Annotated in this window: 17 protein-coding genes and 1 tRNA gene; 14 read left to right on the plus strand and 4 right to left on the minus strand. The window is 49.4% G+C overall.

The window, feature by feature from the left end; genetic code table 11:
- The first annotated feature begins 84 nt into the window (after positions 1-84).
- Positions 85-1,005 carry an NAD-dependent epimerase/dehydratase family protein gene (locus tag QOL41_RS09855; RefSeq protein ID WP_283429617.1) on the plus strand — a complete coding sequence of 307 codons (921 nt, stop codon included), beginning with the start codon at positions 85-87 and terminating at the stop codon, positions 1,003-1,005.
- A gap of 55 nt (positions 1,006-1,060) precedes the next feature.
- On the opposite strand, the gene purF is transcribed toward QOL41_RS09855, so the two are convergent.
- From purF to QOL41_RS09875, 4 genes are all read right to left on the minus strand, one after another.
- Positions 1,061-2,446, minus strand: a complete 1,386-nt coding sequence (gene purF / locus QOL41_RS09860; RefSeq protein WP_283429618.1) for an amidophosphoribosyltransferase — start codon at positions 2,444-2,446, stop codon at positions 1,061-1,063.
- A gap of 212 nt (positions 2,447-2,658) precedes the next feature.
- Positions 2,659-2,802, minus strand: coding sequence for a hypothetical protein (locus QOL41_RS09865; protein WP_283429619.1), 144 nt, complete (start codon positions 2,800-2,802; stop codon positions 2,659-2,661).
- Between the two features lie 10 nt (positions 2,803-2,812).
- Positions 2,813-3,970, minus strand: coding sequence for a hypothetical protein (locus QOL41_RS09870; RefSeq protein WP_283429620.1), 1,158 nt, complete (start codon positions 3,968-3,970; stop codon positions 2,813-2,815).
- A 720-nt stretch (positions 3,971-4,690) separates the two neighbouring features.
- Positions 4,691-5,584, minus strand: a complete 894-nt coding sequence (locus QOL41_RS09875) for a geranylgeranylglycerol-phosphate geranylgeranyltransferase (RefSeq protein WP_283429621.1) — start codon at positions 5,582-5,584, stop codon at positions 4,691-4,693.
- A 172-nt stretch (positions 5,585-5,756) separates the two neighbouring features.
- On the opposite strand from QOL41_RS09875, the gene QOL41_RS09880 reads away from it, so the two are divergent.
- From QOL41_RS09880 to QOL41_RS09940, 13 genes are all read left to right on the plus strand, one after another.
- Entirely contained in the window at positions 5,757-6,836 is a 1,080-nt protein-coding gene (locus QOL41_RS09880; protein ID WP_283429622.1) for an FISUMP domain-containing protein, read from the plus strand.
- A 305-nt stretch (positions 6,837-7,141) separates the two neighbouring features.
- The gene (locus QOL41_RS09885; RefSeq protein ID WP_283429623.1) at positions 7,142-7,417 is read left to right on the plus strand and encodes a hypothetical protein; all 276 of its coding nucleotides are present in this window, start codon (positions 7,142-7,144) and stop codon (positions 7,415-7,417) included.
- A complete protein-coding gene (rsgA, locus tag QOL41_RS09890; protein ID WP_283429624.1) occupies positions 7,407-8,567 on the plus strand; it encodes a ribosome small subunit-dependent GTPase A in 1,161 nt (386 codons plus the stop codon). The genes QOL41_RS09885 and rsgA overlap by 11 nt, the downstream gene beginning before the upstream one ends.
- Before the next feature lie 14 nt (positions 8,568-8,581).
- A complete protein-coding gene (locus QOL41_RS09895) occupies positions 8,582-8,989 on the plus strand; it encodes a hypothetical protein (protein WP_283429625.1) in 408 nt (135 codons plus the stop codon).
- Between the two features lie 7 nt (positions 8,990-8,996).
- The gene (locus tag QOL41_RS09900; RefSeq protein WP_283429626.1) at positions 8,997-9,602 is read left to right on the plus strand and encodes a hypothetical protein; all 606 of its coding nucleotides are present in this window, start codon (positions 8,997-8,999) and stop codon (positions 9,600-9,602) included.
- Between the two features lie 23 nt (positions 9,603-9,625).
- Positions 9,626-10,261 (plus strand): nicotinate-nicotinamide nucleotide adenylyltransferase, encoded by a 636-nt coding sequence (locus QOL41_RS09905; protein ID WP_283429627.1) that lies wholly within the window; start codon positions 9,626-9,628, stop codon positions 10,259-10,261.
- A gap of 51 nt (positions 10,262-10,312) precedes the next feature.
- A complete protein-coding gene (locus QOL41_RS09910) occupies positions 10,313-11,332 on the plus strand; it encodes a pseudouridine synthase (protein WP_283429628.1) in 1,020 nt (339 codons plus the stop codon).
- A gap of 133 nt (positions 11,333-11,465) precedes the next feature.
- Positions 11,466-11,538 (plus strand) — tRNA-Asn (locus QOL41_RS09915).
- A gap of 83 nt (positions 11,539-11,621) precedes the next feature.
- On the plus strand, positions 11,622-12,656 hold the full coding sequence (locus tag QOL41_RS09920) for an FISUMP domain-containing protein (protein WP_173652913.1): 1,035 nt from the start codon (positions 11,622-11,624) through the stop codon (positions 12,654-12,656).
- A gap of 35 nt (positions 12,657-12,691) precedes the next feature.
- A complete protein-coding gene (locus QOL41_RS09925; RefSeq protein ID WP_088628707.1) occupies positions 12,692-13,090 on the plus strand; it encodes a hypothetical protein in 399 nt (132 codons plus the stop codon).
- A 3-nt stretch (positions 13,091-13,093) separates the two neighbouring features.
- On the plus strand, positions 13,094-14,512 hold the full coding sequence (locus tag QOL41_RS09930) for an MBOAT family O-acyltransferase (RefSeq protein WP_283429629.1): 1,419 nt from the start codon (positions 13,094-13,096) through the stop codon (positions 14,510-14,512).
- Positions 14,513-14,559: 47 nt separating this feature from the next.
- On the plus strand, positions 14,560-15,384 hold the full coding sequence (locus QOL41_RS09935) for a hypothetical protein (protein ID WP_173652915.1): 825 nt from the start codon (positions 14,560-14,562) through the stop codon (positions 15,382-15,384).
- A complete protein-coding gene (locus QOL41_RS09940; protein WP_283429630.1) occupies positions 15,384-16,679 on the plus strand; it encodes a peptidylprolyl isomerase in 1,296 nt (431 codons plus the stop codon). Before QOL41_RS09935 ends, QOL41_RS09940 begins: the two co-directional genes overlap by 1 nt.
- Positions 16,680-16,681 lie beyond the last annotated feature (2 nt).

A 16,681-nucleotide genomic window follows, 5' to 3' on the forward strand; every position in this document is an offset into this window, starting at 1 on the left:
ATCACTCATTCCACATTTTTTAATAAACCAGGTTGCCTGTATTGCAAAAGGTTTGTATTTTGTAGGTATTAGAGAGGTATATGTATGCGAGTATTCGTTACAGGTGGAACAGGGTTCATTGGACATTATGTGGTCAAGGCCCTTTTGGAAAATGGCCACGAAGTCGTCATTGCGACAAGACACCCCAACAAGGTCCCGACCCTCAAGGCAAATCCCCATGTTTCGTTCGTGGAATGCGCCTTGACCGATTTCGATATCATGGCAGAAGGCCTGCAGGGCTGCGACGCCTGCATTCACATTGCACTCGGCTGGGGCGATACCCCGAGCACGATGCTTGCTAACGATACCCGCGCAACGGTGATGCTGCTTGAAAATGCGGCAAAGGCCGGTTGCAAAAAGTTTATTTATACTAGCAGTACCGCGGCAATGGGCCGTATGCGCCCCTCGATGCGCGAAGTGACGAGTAACTTGCCGATGGACCTTTACGGTGCCACCAAGGCCGCTGGCGAAGCCTTTGTGCTTGGCTTTACTCATGGCTACGGAACCCAGTTCCCTGAAGTCAAGATGACCCGCAACATTATTCGCCCGGGTTACACGTTTGGAAACCCTGCTTGGCCCGATGGCTGTTCTCAGCCGGACCGCAGATTCTTCTCGATGGCACAGGCTGTCAAAGAAAACCGCGACATCAATATCATCAAGAATGATGGAACGCAGTTCATTCATGCAAGCCAGCAGGCAAAGCTTTACCTGAGCCTTCTTGAATCCGACAAGAACGAAGAAATCTTCCTCGGTCTTGGTGAAGTTTGGATGAGCTGGAAGGAAATCGCCGAAATGATGGTTTCGATGAAACCTGGTTGCAAGTCCAAAATCATTGAAAGCGACCTTGGCTGGGGTGACGAACCCATGCTCTTTGACGTGAGCAAGATTCAGGAACAGTTCGGGCTCGTCTTTGATGCTCACGAGTTCATGCTCGATCACGTCAAGTGGACTTATAACCAGATTTAATTTAGAATTAGACGGAAATAAAAAAGGCGAGAGCAAATGCTCTCGCTTTTCCTTTTTAACCGCAGCGGGTCTTTGTCGTGTCTATTCCGATGTAATCGGGGTAGTCGTTGTCAAAGCAGGCGGCGCAGTAGTTTTCGCCTTCACCGGTACATTCCTTCATGCCTTCGACGCTCAGGTAGCCGAGGCTTTCGACACCGAGCATCTTGGCGATTTCGGGGGGCGTCATGGAACTTGCGGCAAGTTCGCCTTGGCTTGGGAAATCCATGCCGAAGAAGCACGGGTGTGCCACCGGAGGCGATGCGATGCGGATATGCACTTCTAAGGCGCCGGCATCGCGCAGCATCTTGGAAAGGATCTTGAGCGTGGTGCCGCGCACAATGGAATCTTCCACGACGCAGACGCGCTTGTTCTTGAGCACGCCCTCGATGGGGTTGAACTTGAGCTTGACCTTCTGTTCGCGCACGTTCTGCGTGGGGTCAATGAAGGTTCGGCCCACGTAGTGGTTACGGAGCAAGCCGATTTCAAAGCGGATGCCGCTCGCCTGGGCGTAGCCGAGAGCAGCGGTAGTGGCGCTGTCGGGCACCGAGATGACGATGTCGGCATCCACCGGGCATTCCTTGGCGAGCTGCTTGCCCATTTTGCGGCGGACCTTATCGCAGCTCTGTTCAAAAATCTTGGAATCGGGGCGGCTAAAGTAGATGTATTCGAAAATGCAGTGGGCGAGGCGATCCTTTTGCACGAAGCGTTCGGAATGCAGCCCGTTTTTGGTAATGGTCAGGAATTCGCCTGCCTGAATGTCGCGAATGTAGTGGGCGCCCAGCAAGTCGAAGGCGCAAGTTTCGCTGGCGACGCACCAGGCTTTACCCATGCGGGCAAGCGACAGCGGGCGGAATCCGAATCCGTCGCGGGCGACGTACATGGTGTCTTTGCTAATGAAAACGAGGCAGAAACTGCCGGTAAATTTTGCGACGGCCTTCTTGATGGCATCGCCCAGGTCATCGGCCTGGGTGCGTGCGATTTCATGCAGAAGAATTTCGGAATCGGATGTCGTCTGAAAAATATGACCGTCGGCTTCCATTTCGGCACGGAGCTCGGCGGCGTTAGTGATGTTTCCGTTGTGGGCGACTGCAATCTGGCCCCATTTGCAACTCACCAAAATCGGCTGCGCGTTGGCAAGCGTTGAGGCGCCTGTGGTGCTGTAACGCACGTGGCCAATGCCTGCAAAGCCGTCAAATTCATTGATGTCGTGTTCTCGGAGAAGGGTCGATACAAGTCCCATTGACTTGCGGACGCGAATCTTGTCTCCGTCGGTGACCGCGAATCCGGCACTTTCCTGCCCGCGGTGTTGCAGGGCGTAAAGCCCCATGGTAATATTCCTTACGACAGTGTCGCCATTGTAAATGCCGATCACGCCGCATTCTTCGTGCAATTCGTCGAGCATAACGCCTCTTTGAAATGTATGTCCCCTCTACCTCGAAGGTCACAGCCCACCCGGACGGGTGCAAGCAAGGGAACGGCCGCCCTTGTTAAGCAAAAAATGTGCCATTTTGGCGATTTTGGCTCAAAAACGCCAAATTCCTAAATAAAAAGAAGAAAGGTTTTACAACGGATGTAAAACCTTTCTGTAGAATTTACGTTTTATGTAAAACTGGGCTATGCCATGTCCGTCTTGTCCGATGAGGAATCTAGTCCAGAAAGTGGACCTGCATAACTTGCTTGCAACAAGTTGGCCTGGTTGTTGAGCTTGATTTCTTTCATTTCGGGGGCGCTATAATTTTTCTTTAGTTCTTTGTTCATGGAGTTCTCCTTATTTCTTTAAGACTTTCTTGCCGTAGTAAGCGCCGCGGGCCTGGTGCGTGCCATTCAGCTTGCGGCCCTTAAGATCGTAGTCGCGGTTCATCTTGAATTCGCTGGAACGAGTATTGATGCTCCCGATAGCTGTCGTATGTTCGTTGCCGTTGGTACTTTCGACAATGACCACGTCCATGGTGGCAGGGCGATTCTTTTCCTTGAGTTCTGGAGTGAAAATATCTCTTGTGAATATGAATGCACGGAAGGGGGCGAGTGTGGCTCCGGCACCGACTTTGACAAACTGGCCGGCAGTTTTAAAATCTTCAGTGACTTGATCGTTGAACCCGTAAATATTGTCACTAATAAGATGCTCTGGTGTAAATTCCATGAATTCATCGCTGGCAAGAATAAACCAGATTCCTCTACCGATTGCAGGGGTGAGTGTTTTAGGTGTTTCAGCTATATCTACGGCGCCTTTAATTACGAGGGTTTCAGATTCCATCTGTATGAGGTACGGTCTATAAGCTTCGGTTTTTACTTGGCTGATGTCTTCGGATCCATCTTTTAAGTTTTTAACTTGAACTTCCAATTTTCCGTTGACTTCTTCGACTCCCTGGAAATCGTAGATGTTCTTGACTCCGCTCAGTTGATTCAGGTTGACTGCGAAGGGGAGCATGATTGTGGAGTATCCATTTGCCGAAAGAGGGAACTTTCTTTCGAAAACGACGGAGTCTACGTGTTTCTCTTCGACGTCGCCGACGGATCCGTAGTAGTCGCCGTCGATGAATGCGATTGTTTTTCCGTCTTCGGTGATGTATCGGATGGCGGGATAATCTTTTTTCATCATGAGCGTGTTGTTGTAGGCGTAAAGTTTGTAGTCGCTTGTTTTTGCCACGAGATGGTTGAATATTCCATTGTTGATAGCATCATTGGTGATGTATTCCGATTGTCCGGAAAGAGCAATTTTGGGATTTTTGTCTGTCAAGGACTCTGCGATATCTACGTTGATGAGGGCTTTATCTTTTAATTCGCCTACAATATTGATTTTCTTTCCGTTAGAGAGAACCAGCGCGTTGTAATCGGGAAAATATGGAGTGCCAGAAATATTGATGTCTTCAAAAGCTTCTACAGCATAGTTTGAGTTAGTATTGAATGATCCTCCTGCAAGAGTCACTTTGGATCCTTCTTTTGCGACTATACCTCTGTTGTTTCCGTTGACAGATCCGCTGAATACTTCAACTTTTGAGCCGGAATGAGCGGTTATACCTGTACCATAGGAATAAACACTCCCCCCATCTATTTGAAGGGACCCGTGTAAGTCGATGGCCAGATTTTCCTCCGTAACATTGATTATTCCTGATAGCAGGAAGGCACTGCCGTTATCATTAACGAGAATCGCAGGGATGCCGGTATTAATGTTGAAATCTCCTGCTATTATGCCTCTATTGTTCTCGCTCTTGTTGCTGTCTTCGATGATAAGTGTCCTATCGACACGGAAAATCAATGCTTTTTCTGTAACAAAAAGATTATCTAAATTACGTGATAGCCTGTAGCCGTTGAGATCTAGGCGAATGGTTGCTCCGATGTGAAGGCATCTTGTCAATTTTACGTCTTGGGTTAATATGTAGTCTGTGTTTTTTTGTAGTGACCAACAGCCGTCAAAGGTAGAACGATGTTCAAAATCGTCTTCGCTGGAAACTTTCACCGTTTCGATCGGTTCTATCGGGGGGTCTAGGGCGAATGCTCCAAGGGGTAAAAACAGTAATGTCAGGATTAACTTTGTGATTTTCATATTTCCTCCTTAAAATAATGAAATACGGGTAAAAGTTACAAAAAACTTACCGTTTTGGCTTTGGATAAAGTACTTTTTTTGATTTTTAGAGTAAGGAGGCTTTTAACAGCTCACGACGAGGGCGATAAGGCCTGCGAACATGGCGATTTTCACCAGTTTTTGAGCGTTTCGGTAGTTACGCTTGTTTGCAAAAACGAGAATCGCGATGACGGCGGGAGTAAAGGCGATTCCGGTGATAATCAAGAAGAGCATGGGGTAGTAACCCTGCGCGACAGGCAGCGGTAAAATGGCCCAGGTGAAAAGGCAAATGAGGCCGGCGAGGCGCCTTGCGGTGGGGGCGCCTGCAATCAGCGGGAACGTCATGATGCCTGCCTTGAGGTCGCCGGTTTCGTCTTCCAGGTCCTTGTAGATTTCGCGGGCGGTCGTGAGGAGTATTGCGAACAGCATCGCAGGGTAGAGAAGTCCGATTTTGTTCGAAATTCCAAGCGTCGATTCGATGGATTCCTTGAGGCCCGTGGGGTAGAACAGGCAGAGAATCAGGGGAGTCGCGCAAAGAAAGGCGACCGTCATGTTCTTTAAAAGCGGGATGTGCTTAAGCCACTTGTTGTAGGCGACCAGAAGCGCGCTGAGCAGCACAAAGAAAATGCAAGCCGTGAAGTTCGTCTTGGTCATCAGGCTGTCGGCAAGGCCCGCCGTAACCGTGAGCACAAGAAGAATAATCCACGCCCTCTGCGCCGCCGCCACCGAAACCTTTCCACTCACCAGCGGACGCTCCGGGCGATTCAGACGGTCGCTATCCAAGTCCCAAATGTCGTTCTGGATGTTCGCAAATGCAATCGCAAATGCAAAACCGAGAGCCTGCAAAACAAGCGGAAACCATTCGATACCGCCCGTCGTTGTGGGCAACGCCGAAAGCAGGTAGTAGCCGATCACAAGCGTGACCATTGCAATCACGATGTTCACCGGCCGAGACATTTTAACGAGGGCTAGAAGCATGGTGTGAATATAGAAATATTTGATGAAATGAAATGACTATACAATCACACTGATTCGAAATGCCTAACGGCATTTCAGAAAATAAATAGATTTTGTGTTAACAAAATCGAATTCGTGTGACATTAAACTAAATTTGCTTAGTCCGAATTCATGAGGTTACCGGAGGTCTTCTGTGAAATATTTTGCTGCGCTGTTGCTTTCGGCAGTTTTGTTTGTCGCTTGTAGTGGTGAATCTAGTAGCTCCGCTCCCGATCCAATCGGTGAAATCTCGTCAAGTAGCAATGAGGCCCTTGGTTCCAGTTCCTCGGCAACAGAAAAGAAATCTTCTAGTTCCGTAAGTGGTAAGAATAGTAGCTCGAGTGTGGTTGAATCGAGTAGTAGCGGGCGAAATTCTAGCAGCAGTTCTGCGATTTTGTTTAAACAATGTGAAGAAGGTGATACTGTTATAAGTGAAACGGCTTTTAAAGTGTTTTATTATCGTTGTCAAGATAATGAGTGGGTTCTTGATTCTACGGTGAATGTGGTGAAACCCAAGGTCTATCCGAACATGGATAGCGTGTTTAATCCGGCTGTGACTTATGGCTCGTTTAGGGATCCTCGTGATGGAAAGGTTTACAAGACGGTTCAATACTATATGGAGGTCCAAAGTGGCAACACTACTGTCATTGATTCTTTTACGGTGATGACTCAGAATCTGAATTACGCTGATACGATAATCGATAGTACAACGACTGTTTTTGACGATTCAAAAGTGGAAAAACGTTGTTACAACGATGATCCTTGGTATTGTGACAATTATTTTGGTGGACTTTATACTTGGAGTGAGGCTTTGGGGCTTCCTAAAGTGTGTGATAGTGTCGGTGTTGCTGATAACTCAAAATGCAATGTTAAACTTGGCGACGATGCCAAGGTGCAGGGAGTGTGTCCGGAAGGTTGGCATGTGATGAATGAAGCTGAATGGAAACATTTTGCGTTCCCACGAGACATAGACGTGAGCTATGCATTGTTGTCCCGTGCTGTATGGGAGAACGATAGAAATACGAACTCTAGTGGATTGTCTGTGTTGCCTTATGGGGATGGAACGTATGATTCTCAAAACAGCATGTTTTGGATGGCCCATGAATTTAAAGAAAAACCTAAAATGGGCGGTGCGTTTATGATCAATGGTTTCAGTACTTCTTCAGCGAGCTCAAAATATGGGTCCCTTTACGTCCGTTGCGTAATGGATGAAGGCGACACTTTCATTCAATAAAGTCTTAACAAGAAATCACGTTAGTGATTTCGAATCAGTGTGACAATTATATTGTAAAAATTGCCGTTAGGCATTTCCAATCCGTGTGGCCTTTTTAGCTAGCATCAAAGGAGGTGCCGGATCGGGTCCGGCATGACAATTGGGACGGGGCGTTGCGGGGTGCCCCCGCTAGAGAGGGTGGAGAGCAACGAAGTGCGAACCAGGGAGAGACTTCTCCCTTTTCATTCATCAAAGGAGGTGCCGGGTCCATGCCCGGCATGACAATCGGGCAGGAGGCGTCCCCCTTTTGTTGCTATATTTGCGGTATGCCGTTTTTTACCAAAAGCAATCTTGTGGACTTGCGGGCGGAAGCCGAGCAACTTTCGATTTGCGTGGAGCATTTCTTGTATGCGTCCGAGCGCGTGGTCGAGGGCGACTACAAAACGAAGGGCTTTTACGACAACTGTATCGAAAAATGTAATGGAAGACTCAAGGCGATTCATTTTTTGATGGAGTCCATTCGTCAGGATAGGCCTGTTTCAGAAGAAGAACTCCAGGAAACGCTTCCGGATTTTTTAAATTGCAAGAAAGATGCTAAATAACGAATTCGATGACGAACCGGAACCGCTCCGTCGCGTAAAGCCGACCCGCCGCGATCACCGCAGCAGGCGTATTGACGTGATGCGTGAATTGGAATCGGGCGTGGTAGACGAGCGCCCGGTCAAGGAGCGTTTCAGTCGCGAATTCAAGAATCCCCGTATCAAGAAAATCAAGGACCCGCTCGAAAAGATCGACGAGAAGGATTGCGTCGAGGGCTTGGTGGTCGAAGTGCACCGCCGCACATGCGAAGTGCGCTTGCCGGAAGAAGGGACTGTCACGGCCATGTACCGTGCGACGACTTCGAAGGCGCTGGGGGAATTCCCGGCGGTGGGTGACCGCGTGCTTTTGGGGCAGGTGAACGAAGATGAAGATTCTGGCGAAGGCGTTGGCTCGCAGAAGTATTGTGTGGTGCGAGTGCTCCCGCGAAAGAGCGAACTCAAGCGCCCCGGCCCCCGCGATAGCTTTAGGCGTAAACTCACCCTGGCGGCAAACATTGACCAGGTGGTGATTGTCGCGAGCGTGACGCAGCCGGAATTCAACTACGGATTTATGGACCGCTTTTTACTGGCGGCGAACCTGAATAACTTGCCGTTCGTGCTGGTGCTGACCAAGATGGACCTGCTACCGAATGGCGAAGCCGACCTGAACGATGATATCCGCGACTTCATGAGCATTGTGGACAAGGTGATTCCCGTGAGCGTGAAGACGGGAGTGGGCCTGGAACGCCTGCGCGAGGAACTCCTGGGCAAGTCGTCTGTGTTCAGCGGACAGAGCGGCGTGGGCAAGTCGACGCTGGTGAATGCCTTGGTGCCGGGTGCGGAACTTGAAACGGGTGCCGTGCGTGAACGCGACGGAAAGGGTAGGCATACGACGACTTCTTCGAGCTTGTTCGATTTTCCGGGTGGCGGTTACGTGATCGATACGCCGGGGATTAGGAGCATTGGTCTTGCCGACGGTGACGATGACATGGACGGCGAGACCTTGGCGAAGATATTCCCGGGATTTTTCGAGGGTGACTTGTTTACTTGTAAGTACAGCAATTGCAAGCATCTGAAAGAACCGGGCTGCTCGGTGCGCGCGGCGGTGGAATCGGGTAAGCTTTCGCGAGCCCGCTATGCGAGTTATTTGAGAATTTTGAATTCTAGGAATTAGGTTTGGGTGTTGTAATGGATATTGCTATTAAGATTACCTTGGTCGCGTCGATTGTGCTGGTGGGCTATAACCTTCACCAGTTGGTGACGAGTTACGAGGCAATTTGCGAAAAGGTCAAGGAATTCAAGGCGATGGCGCTGGAAAACGATTCGGACGAAGGCGCTGTACGGCGTTCGAACTTCGTGTTGACGGGAACCCTTTCGGTCTTGTTTATCGTGCTGACTTACCTTTCGGATTTTGCTTACTGGGTCGTGGGAGCCGTATTTGTGAAACTTGCGGTTTCGATGTATTTGTCGCATTTGGAAATTTCGCAGATTTTCAAGGAAAATTCGATTCGTCCGAAGTTCTTCAAGATTACCAAGGTAGATGCCGCGGTGAATGTCTTGATGGGGCTTGGAGTGGCGGTAATTGCCGTATCGTGAGGTGCCTATGAAAAAGATAATCGCCCTGCTCGTATTTGCGCTATTTGCCTGTGTGCCGGCCTGGTCGCAGACGAATGCCGGTGTTGCCCCGACAGCGGGTGCTGCCACGGGAGCTTCGGCAGGACCATTGCTGAACGGAATCCGTACGCCGTTGGTTGTGGGCGGTGCGCTTGGCTTTGGCTCGGGCACGGGTGTTGGCTCTGACCGCGGTATCGGACTGCGCCAGATTGAACCGTTTATTGGTTTCTGGTATCCGGGGCTGGCATTCTTGCGCGTGGGCTACGGCATGTACGGCTACGAAGAGGAATCGGATGACGACGATTATCAGGTGGACCATTCGGAAATCGATTTCGAATTGGGTATGCACCTGCTGGGTGAAGTCTACTTGATGGGCTCTTATTCGCGCGTGAAGGAACTGAGTGACATGGGCGATGTGGCTTGGAATGAATGGGGCGCGGGCTTTGGTTCGATGTTTTCCATTTTCTCGAAGACGATGTTGTTTGCCGAAGTCGCTTACCGCTGGGTGCTGACGCATTACGATCCGTTCTTGGACAAGAAGGTTCATGGTGGCCGTATTCAGTTGAACTTGGGCTTTTCGGCGTACGTGTATTAGTGAATTTATCTTAGGAATTTGTTTTGTCTGATTATAAGAAGAATGTTGCTGTTTTAGGGGGAGCGTTCGATCCGGTTCATTTGGACCATATTAGGGTTGCAAAGACTTGTCTGCAAAAAGGGTTTTGTGACGAGGTTTGGTTTATGCCAAGCCCTGACCGTTGGGACAAGAAACTGAATGCTAGCCCCGAAGACCGCTTTGCTATGTTGGAACTCGCCATGGAAGGCGACCCGCGGCTGATTCTTTCGGACTTGGAAATTGAACAGGGTGACTTTCGTGGTTCGTACGTGTTCTTGTGCGGACTTAAGGAAAAATTCCCGGACATTAACTTTCGCTTGCTGACCGGTGCCGATACGTATGATGGCATTCCGCATTGGCGCGACCCGATGAACTTTTTCGGCACGAATTACAACGGCCACTTGCTTTTGCGCGATATTGAACTGATTGTGTTTGCGCGTAACGGTTACCCGAAGCCGGACATGGTGGCGCACAAGGCGAAAGGCTATGCGGACTTGCTGTGGCTTGGCCCCGAGCAGGGCTTTGAAGGCGTGTATTCGAGTACCGCGATTCGCAAGGCTTTGTTGTGTGGCGAAGAACCGAAGGGCTTGCACCCGAAGGTGTATGAGTATATAAAGCAACACAATTTGTATAGAGAGTAGATGTGTGATGTTCCACATCCCACATTTGAACCCTGTAGCCTGATTTTTCTTATGCCAGTACCTTCAGATATGTACTTTGAGAGCGTTGTGCAGCCGGAGCATGAAGGCTGGCTGTTGCTCGATTCGCTTTGCAAGCGCTTTACTTACCACAGTCGTGAACTGTGGGGCGAAAAGATTGCGAACGGCTTTGTGGCGGTAAACGGCGAAACTGCGAATCTGGAAACTATTGCGCATCGCGGCGACAAGGTGGTTTACCACGTAACGAACTACACTGAGCCTGAAGTTCCGACGGATTTTAAAGTCGTGTTCGAAGACGACGAATTCATGCTGGTGGCAAAGCCTGCGGGCGTGCCTGTGCACCATACGGGCCATATATTCTACAATACCTTTACGGCGATTGTGCGTCGCGGGACTGACTACGAGACCGCGACCCCCATGCATCGCTTGGACCGCGATACGGGCGGACTTATGCTGTTTGCGAAGTATGCGGAGTCGGCGGCAAGATTCCAGAAGAATCTGGACCGCATTTTGCTAAAAAAGTTTTATATGGCGGTTGTGCGCGGGGACTTCTCGTCTGAACTTGTAGACTGCACGATGCCTTTGCGCGAAGACCCCGCGGACCGCTTGCGGCTCCGCATGCACCACTTTGCCGATGGCAAACCCTGCCATACGCGCTTTAGAAAGGTGGGCGAGGGACTGCTTTCGCAGCCGGTGGCAGGCGAGTCGAAGTACTCGGTGGTGGAGGCGGAACTCTTGACGGGCCGCAAGCACCAGATTCGTGCCCACCTCGCCGAGCTCGGGTTCCCGATTCTGGGCGACCGCTTATACAGCTTTGATGGCGTTTACTACGAGAAAATGTCTCGCTCTTGGTCACGCGATCCTTCTGTCGACAATTCCGAAGAAGGTCTTAGCGCCGAAGACCTGGCGGCCCTCGGCGGCAAGTCGCAGATGCTTTATGCGTACAAGGTCGAAATCCAGTTGCCTTACTGGAAAGAATCTCGCGTTTTCGACTGCGAAGACTACCCGGCAGACATGGCTGAGCTTGTCCAAAACGCAAAAAAGAATGCTTAAGTCGAAAAAAATCTCACGAAAATGATTTTTTTCAAAAAAAACGCAAAAAATTCGCCCTTACCCCTTGACGAAATATTCTGAATATCTATATTTGGTGCCGTCGATGAGAGCAATCTCAAAGGCAAAACCAAATTGCTTCATAGCTCAGTTGGTAGAGCCCGCGACTGTTAATCGCGTTGTCCTTGGTTCGAGTCCAAGTGAAGCAGTGAAAAAGGTTCCGATGCAAGTCGGAACCTTTTTTGTTATATTGCTTGTGGAAGGGATGTCCGTTTTAAAGAAGGAGTACAGGATGCATCGTTTTTTGCGGTATGGAATGCTGTTGGTCGCACTTGCCTTGGTGGCTTGTGGCGATTCCGATAGTTCTTCTGTGTCGAGTAATCCTGTTGGCGACCGCGATAATCAAGATTCTTTGGCTTTAGATTCTATTCCTGACTACTATCGTCTGGATTCGTGTGTCGATGTGTATTATGATAAGCTGACTCTTGTGGAAAAACGGGAATCGAATTTTTTGTGCAAAACGAATAAGAAAAAGAATTCGTCTTCTTCTAGCGTGTTGACTCTGAGTTCTTCTAGTTTTAATCCGTCTGATTCTAGCACGTCTGATTCTAGTTCTTCGGTTTCCAGTTCATCGGTTTCAGAATCTTCTGATTCAAGCTCTTCGGCATCAAGTTCTTCGTCGAATGGCTCTGCGGGAATTGATTTGACTGTGATATACGATTGCGCTGAATACGATTGTGTGACAACGGATTACTTGAATTCCAAAATGCTTGGCAGCGGTATGTATGGCTGGTATCTCGATACGCGTGATAGCCAGGTGTACCGTACGGTGAAAATTGGTTCGCAGACTTGGATGGCGCAGAACTTGAACTACGCCACTGAAAAAAGCGCATGCTACTATGATTACGATTATTATTGTTCGCGATTTGGGCGACTTTATTACCAGAGTGAAGCTTTGACCGTATGCCCGAAAGGCTGGCATTTGCCGAGTCCCGAAGAATGGGATGAACTTGAAGACTATGTGGCTAATGAACTTGGGGATAGCACCGAGGTGGGTAATAGCTTAAAATCCATTAAAAGTTGGACAAATGAAATGGGGTCGGACTTGTTTGGCTTTTCGGGCCTTGCAAGCCGTTATTTTGGTGAGGTTTACATTTGTGGTGGCGCTCATGGCGTGTATTGGACTTCTAAAGACTGCGAATATCGTTGCCTGTTGAATGATAGGAGCGATTTGTATTCTTATTGGGAGGCTTATAGCGTCGATTGGGGAATGTCTGTCCGTTGTATTCTAGACGCCGATGTTGCGGGCGAGGATTCGGGTTCTTAGTTCCAAGATTTTCTATATTGTTTTTTGGAGGCTTTATGCTGAAAAAACTGATTGCCATTCTGTTTGCCGCTGCGGTTTTTGCCGTGGCTGACCCTATTGCTATTGAAGGCCGCTTGACCGAAATTCCGGGCAAGATGCCGAGTAACGACTTGTACAGCTATGTGTACGTGTTCAAGTACAAGGTGCTGAAGGTGGAATCGGGCAAACTCGATGCCAAAGATGTGTTGGTTGGCGTTTACAACCCGCTGATTGCTCGCGGTAAGGTCAAGGACAAAATGGCTGACAAGTCTAAGGGCAATGTGGGCGAATTCAAGGCCAAGGCCAAGCATAAGCTCAAACTCGTGCCGCTCGAAGGCAATTGGGACGGCGCTGTCGAAGACGAATACTTTGACGACGAATCTCCGCGTTACCTTGCTATCGAAGTAAACGAGTAGTTCGTGGTCTTTTCTTCCCAGATTTTCCTGTTCTATTTCTTGCCGACGTTTTTGGTCGGCTACTTTGTGTTGCACAAGCTGCATGCAAAGCATTCGACGCTGAATTTTTTCATCACGATTTTCAGCTACATTTTTTACGGCTGGCTTGAACCGTGGCTTGTGTTCTTGATGTTCAGCTGCACCTTGGTGGTGTACATTGCCGGGCGTTTTATTTCGGCTCCGGGTGCAGGTAAGTTGCAGCGGAACTTGGCGCTAGGGGTTGCAGTTGCGGTAAACCTTGGTGCTCTTGCTTACTTTAAGTACTACATGTTTGGCATGGGGGTCATTAATGATGTGGTGACCAAGCTTGGTTGTGAACCGTTCTCGGTCATGACAGTCCTTTTGCCGGTGGGTATTTCGTTCTATTCGTTCCAGTCCATGAGTTATGCGATTGACGTGTGGCGTGGAACCGCGCCTCCGGTCAAGAATTTTGCGACTTTCGCTTGCTATGTGGCCTTGTTCCCGCAGTTGGTGGCAGGCCCGATTGTGCGTTACAATACGGTGGCCGAAGAACTTGAAACGCGCACGCATACGCTTGAAAACTTTGTGCGCGGCATGGTGTTTTTCTGCTTTGGTTTTTCTGAAAAGATTTTCCTTGCAAACCAAGTAGGCATTATTGCTGACCGCGTTTTTGCGGCTGATGCTCCGGGCGTACTCAACAGCTGGTGGGGTTCGCTTGCGTACATGTTCCAGATTTATTTTGACTTCTCGGCCTATTCGAACATGGCGATTGGCCTGGGGCTCATGCTGGGGTTCCATTTCCCGCGTAACTTCGATGGTCCGTATCGCTCCAGAAGCATTACGGAGTTCTGGAAACGCTGGCATATCTCTTTGACGAGCTGGTTCCGCGATTACCTGTACATTCCGCTGGGCGGAAACCGCGTGGGCAAGTTCCGACTTTATTTTAACCTGTTCTTAGTGATGTTCGTGAGCGGTGTATGGCATGGGGCAAACTGGACGTTTGTCTGCTGGGGCCTTTACCATGCATTCTTTATGATTGTGGAACGCGCGAATAACAAGCAGGCCCTTTATTACAAACTGCCTAAGGTAGTGCAGCTGACGTTTACGCAGATTATCGTGTTGTTTGGCTGGGTGCTGTTCCGTGCTGATAGCATTGGCGAAGCTTGGCGCATGTGGAAGTGCATGCTTGGCTTGAATGCGGTGAGCACGACCGATGCGATTCTTTCGGCAGAAATCTTTACGCCGAGTTGCCAGTTCTTTATGGCGCTAGCCTTTATGCTTTCGTTCTGGAAGTTCCGCAGCTATGACTGGTGCGACAAGGTGTCGCCGCAGCGCGTAGCGGTGGCCATGGTGATTTTTGTGGTGGCGATCCTTGCTTTGTTTACTCAGAGTTACAATCCGTTTTTGTATTTCCAATTCTAGTCAAATGTCCTAGTCTAGCGAATACTTAATTTTCTATTTTTAAGCCCATGAAATATTTAACCCGTTTTTTGAGTGTAGCCGGCCTTGCATTTCTCTCTGTTTTTGCAGGCTGTAACAGTCCGTTTTCCGAAGATGATCCGGTTGTCGTATCGGTAGGGGAGTCCAAGCTCCGTCAGTCTGCCGTTTACCGTCTTGTCCCTGAATGGGATTACATGACTGACCGCGAAAAGTTGACTTTCCTGGAACATTGGATCGACGAAGAAACCATTTACCAGGAAGCAATGGCCAAGGGCTTTTGGAAGGATTCTGCCCTGCAGGAACAGATTAGGCGTACCGAACGCAAGTTGACGGTGGATTACTACCTGCAGACGTTTGCCGACACCATGATGCTCGGCGATACCGAAAAGTTGGATTACTATCACGCCCATCCGGAATTCTTTGTCCGCGGTCGTAACTTGCTTACTGGCTCTATCCTTTACTTTAAGGATTGGCAGATGGCTGAAATGTATTACAAGGGCCACAGAAAGCTGACTTATGAAACCTATGCCGCTAACAGCTGGATGGTCAAGCGTATTGAAAACTTCGATACAGTGGCCGTTAGCCCCGATAGCTGCCTTATCCCGTCGTTTACCGATGTGGAATTCGGCAAGCTTTCTCAGGTGAAGCTTTGCGGTGGTCAGCTCAAGGCCGCTGTCATTCTGTCTCGACTCGATTCTGCTGATGTGCTGCCCTACGCCGAAGTGGCCGAAGATGTGGCTGCCCGCGCCTGGGTTGAACACCAGAAGACGGTGCTTTCTCGCTTGAAAAAGGAATGGAAAAAGGTCCGTCCGATTTTCTCGCAGATGAATGTTTTTAGTGAAAAGGAAAAGTAATGAAGTTTCCTGCTGGAATGAAACTTTTTGTTTCTGTACTGAGTGCTTGTGCCGCATTTGCCATGGCTGAACCCGTGTTGATGGAAGGGGTGGCGGCCGTGGTCGACGGTAAGCCGATCATGCGTTCTGAATTTTTGAACCATTTGTACCGCTTTCAAGAAACGCCCGAAGGCTCGGCAATGTCCGAAGCTGACCAGCGTAAGTATGTGCTTGACCAGATGATAGAAGAAAAGGTCTTGTTGAGCCGTATTGATCGCGATTCCATTGTGATTACCGATAACGAAGTGGACCAGCGCGTGAATGCGCACTTGTCGCAGCTTGCAGCAAGCCAGAATACGGACCTTGCTACGCTTGAAAAGGCGATTCGTGCTCAGCTTGGTATTAGCATGTCGCAGTACCGAGACCAGCTTTCGAAACAGATTCGTAACCATATTGAAATGGCTCGCGTGCGTCAGCGCCATGTGGGTGCGATTTCTCCGACCAAGAAAGAAGTGGATGCCTTTTTTGCAGAATACAAGGATTCTATTCCGCAGCAGTTTAACTGTGTGCTCTTGAGCCACATTCAGCTCCCGATTGAACCGGATTCCATGATCGTTGATTCGGTAAAGAAAGTTGCTGAAGCCTTGATTGATACGTTGAACCTGGGTATGAGCTTTGAGCTTTTGGCGAAGGCGCATTCGCAGGATTCGTCTGCCGCAAAGGGGGGCGACCTCGGTTACTTTAAGCGCGGCCAGCTGGACCCGGTGTTTGAACGTACGCTTGAAATGCTGAAGAATGGCCAGTATTCTTCGAACCCGATCAAGACCAAGCTTGGTTGGCACATTGCCCGCGTGCTTGGCCGTAAAGAAGACGGTGTGCGTTCTGCCCAGATTTTGCTTCGCACGATTCCGACTGCCAAGGATTCTGCCGAGGTTCTTGCTCGTGCAGATTCTTTGAAAAATGCAATCAAGACGACGGAAGCTTTTGCCGCAGCTGCTAGAAAGTTTAGTGAAGACAAGTCCAGCAATTTTGCCGGCGGCCGCCTCGGTTGGTTCCAGCGTAATGAAATGGAACCGGCTTATGTGGAACCGGTTGCTAACTTGAGTGTGGGTGAAATTTCGGAACCGGTGCTGATTGATGGCGCTTACCATTTGTTCCGTTTGGATGATTCTCGCCAGACGCGCGACTTGACTTTGGATGAAGATTACGGCAAGATTGAGCAGATGGCTGCAACGCACCTTGAAAACCAGAAGCTCGAAGCTCTGGTGAAAAAGTGGCGCGAAGAAGTCCATATTGAAATCCGCATGACTGAGTAGCG

Origin of the sequence: Fibrobacter sp. UWB10 (genome assembly GCF_900182935.1) — a bacterium.
GTDB classification, from domain to species: domain Bacteria; phylum Fibrobacterota; class Fibrobacteria; order Fibrobacterales; family Fibrobacteraceae; genus Fibrobacter; species Fibrobacter succinogenes_O.

What these genes read in the sequence shown, in the direction of transcription:
- QOL41_RS09855 (WP_283429617.1), top strand. Translation starts at nt 85, where the DNA reads ATGCGAGTATTCGTTACAGGTGGAACAGGGTTCATTGGACATTATGTG.
- purF (WP_283429618.1), bottom strand. Translation starts at nt 2,446, where the DNA reads ATGCTCGACGAATTGCACGAAGAATGCGGCGTGATCGGCATTTACAAT.
- QOL41_RS09865 (WP_283429619.1), bottom strand. Translation starts at nt 2,802, where the DNA reads ATGAACAAAGAACTAAAGAAAAATTATAGCGCCCCCGAAATGAAAGAA.
- QOL41_RS09875 (WP_283429621.1), bottom strand. Translation starts at nt 5,584, where the DNA reads ATGCTTCTAGCCCTCGTTAAAATGTCTCGGCCGGTGAACATCGTGATT.
- QOL41_RS09885 (WP_283429623.1), top strand. Translation starts at nt 7,142, where the DNA reads ATGCCGTTTTTTACCAAAAGCAATCTTGTGGACTTGCGGGCGGAAGCC.
- rsgA (WP_283429624.1), top strand. Translation starts at nt 7,407, where the DNA reads ATGCTAAATAACGAATTCGATGACGAACCGGAACCGCTCCGTCGCGTA.
- QOL41_RS09895 (WP_283429625.1), top strand. Translation starts at nt 8,582, where the DNA reads ATGGATATTGCTATTAAGATTACCTTGGTCGCGTCGATTGTGCTGGTG.
- QOL41_RS09900 (WP_283429626.1), top strand. Translation starts at nt 8,997, where the DNA reads ATGAAAAAGATAATCGCCCTGCTCGTATTTGCGCTATTTGCCTGTGTG.
- QOL41_RS09910 (WP_283429628.1), top strand. Translation starts at nt 10,313, where the DNA reads ATGCCAGTACCTTCAGATATGTACTTTGAGAGCGTTGTGCAGCCGGAG.
- QOL41_RS09920 (WP_173652913.1), top strand. Translation starts at nt 11,622, where the DNA reads ATGCATCGTTTTTTGCGGTATGGAATGCTGTTGGTCGCACTTGCCTTG.
- QOL41_RS09925 (WP_088628707.1), top strand. Translation starts at nt 12,692, where the DNA reads ATGCTGAAAAAACTGATTGCCATTCTGTTTGCCGCTGCGGTTTTTGCC.
- QOL41_RS09935 (WP_173652915.1), top strand. Translation starts at nt 14,560, where the DNA reads ATGAAATATTTAACCCGTTTTTTGAGTGTAGCCGGCCTTGCATTTCTC.
- QOL41_RS09940 (WP_283429630.1), top strand. Translation starts at nt 15,384, where the DNA reads ATGAAGTTTCCTGCTGGAATGAAACTTTTTGTTTCTGTACTGAGTGCT.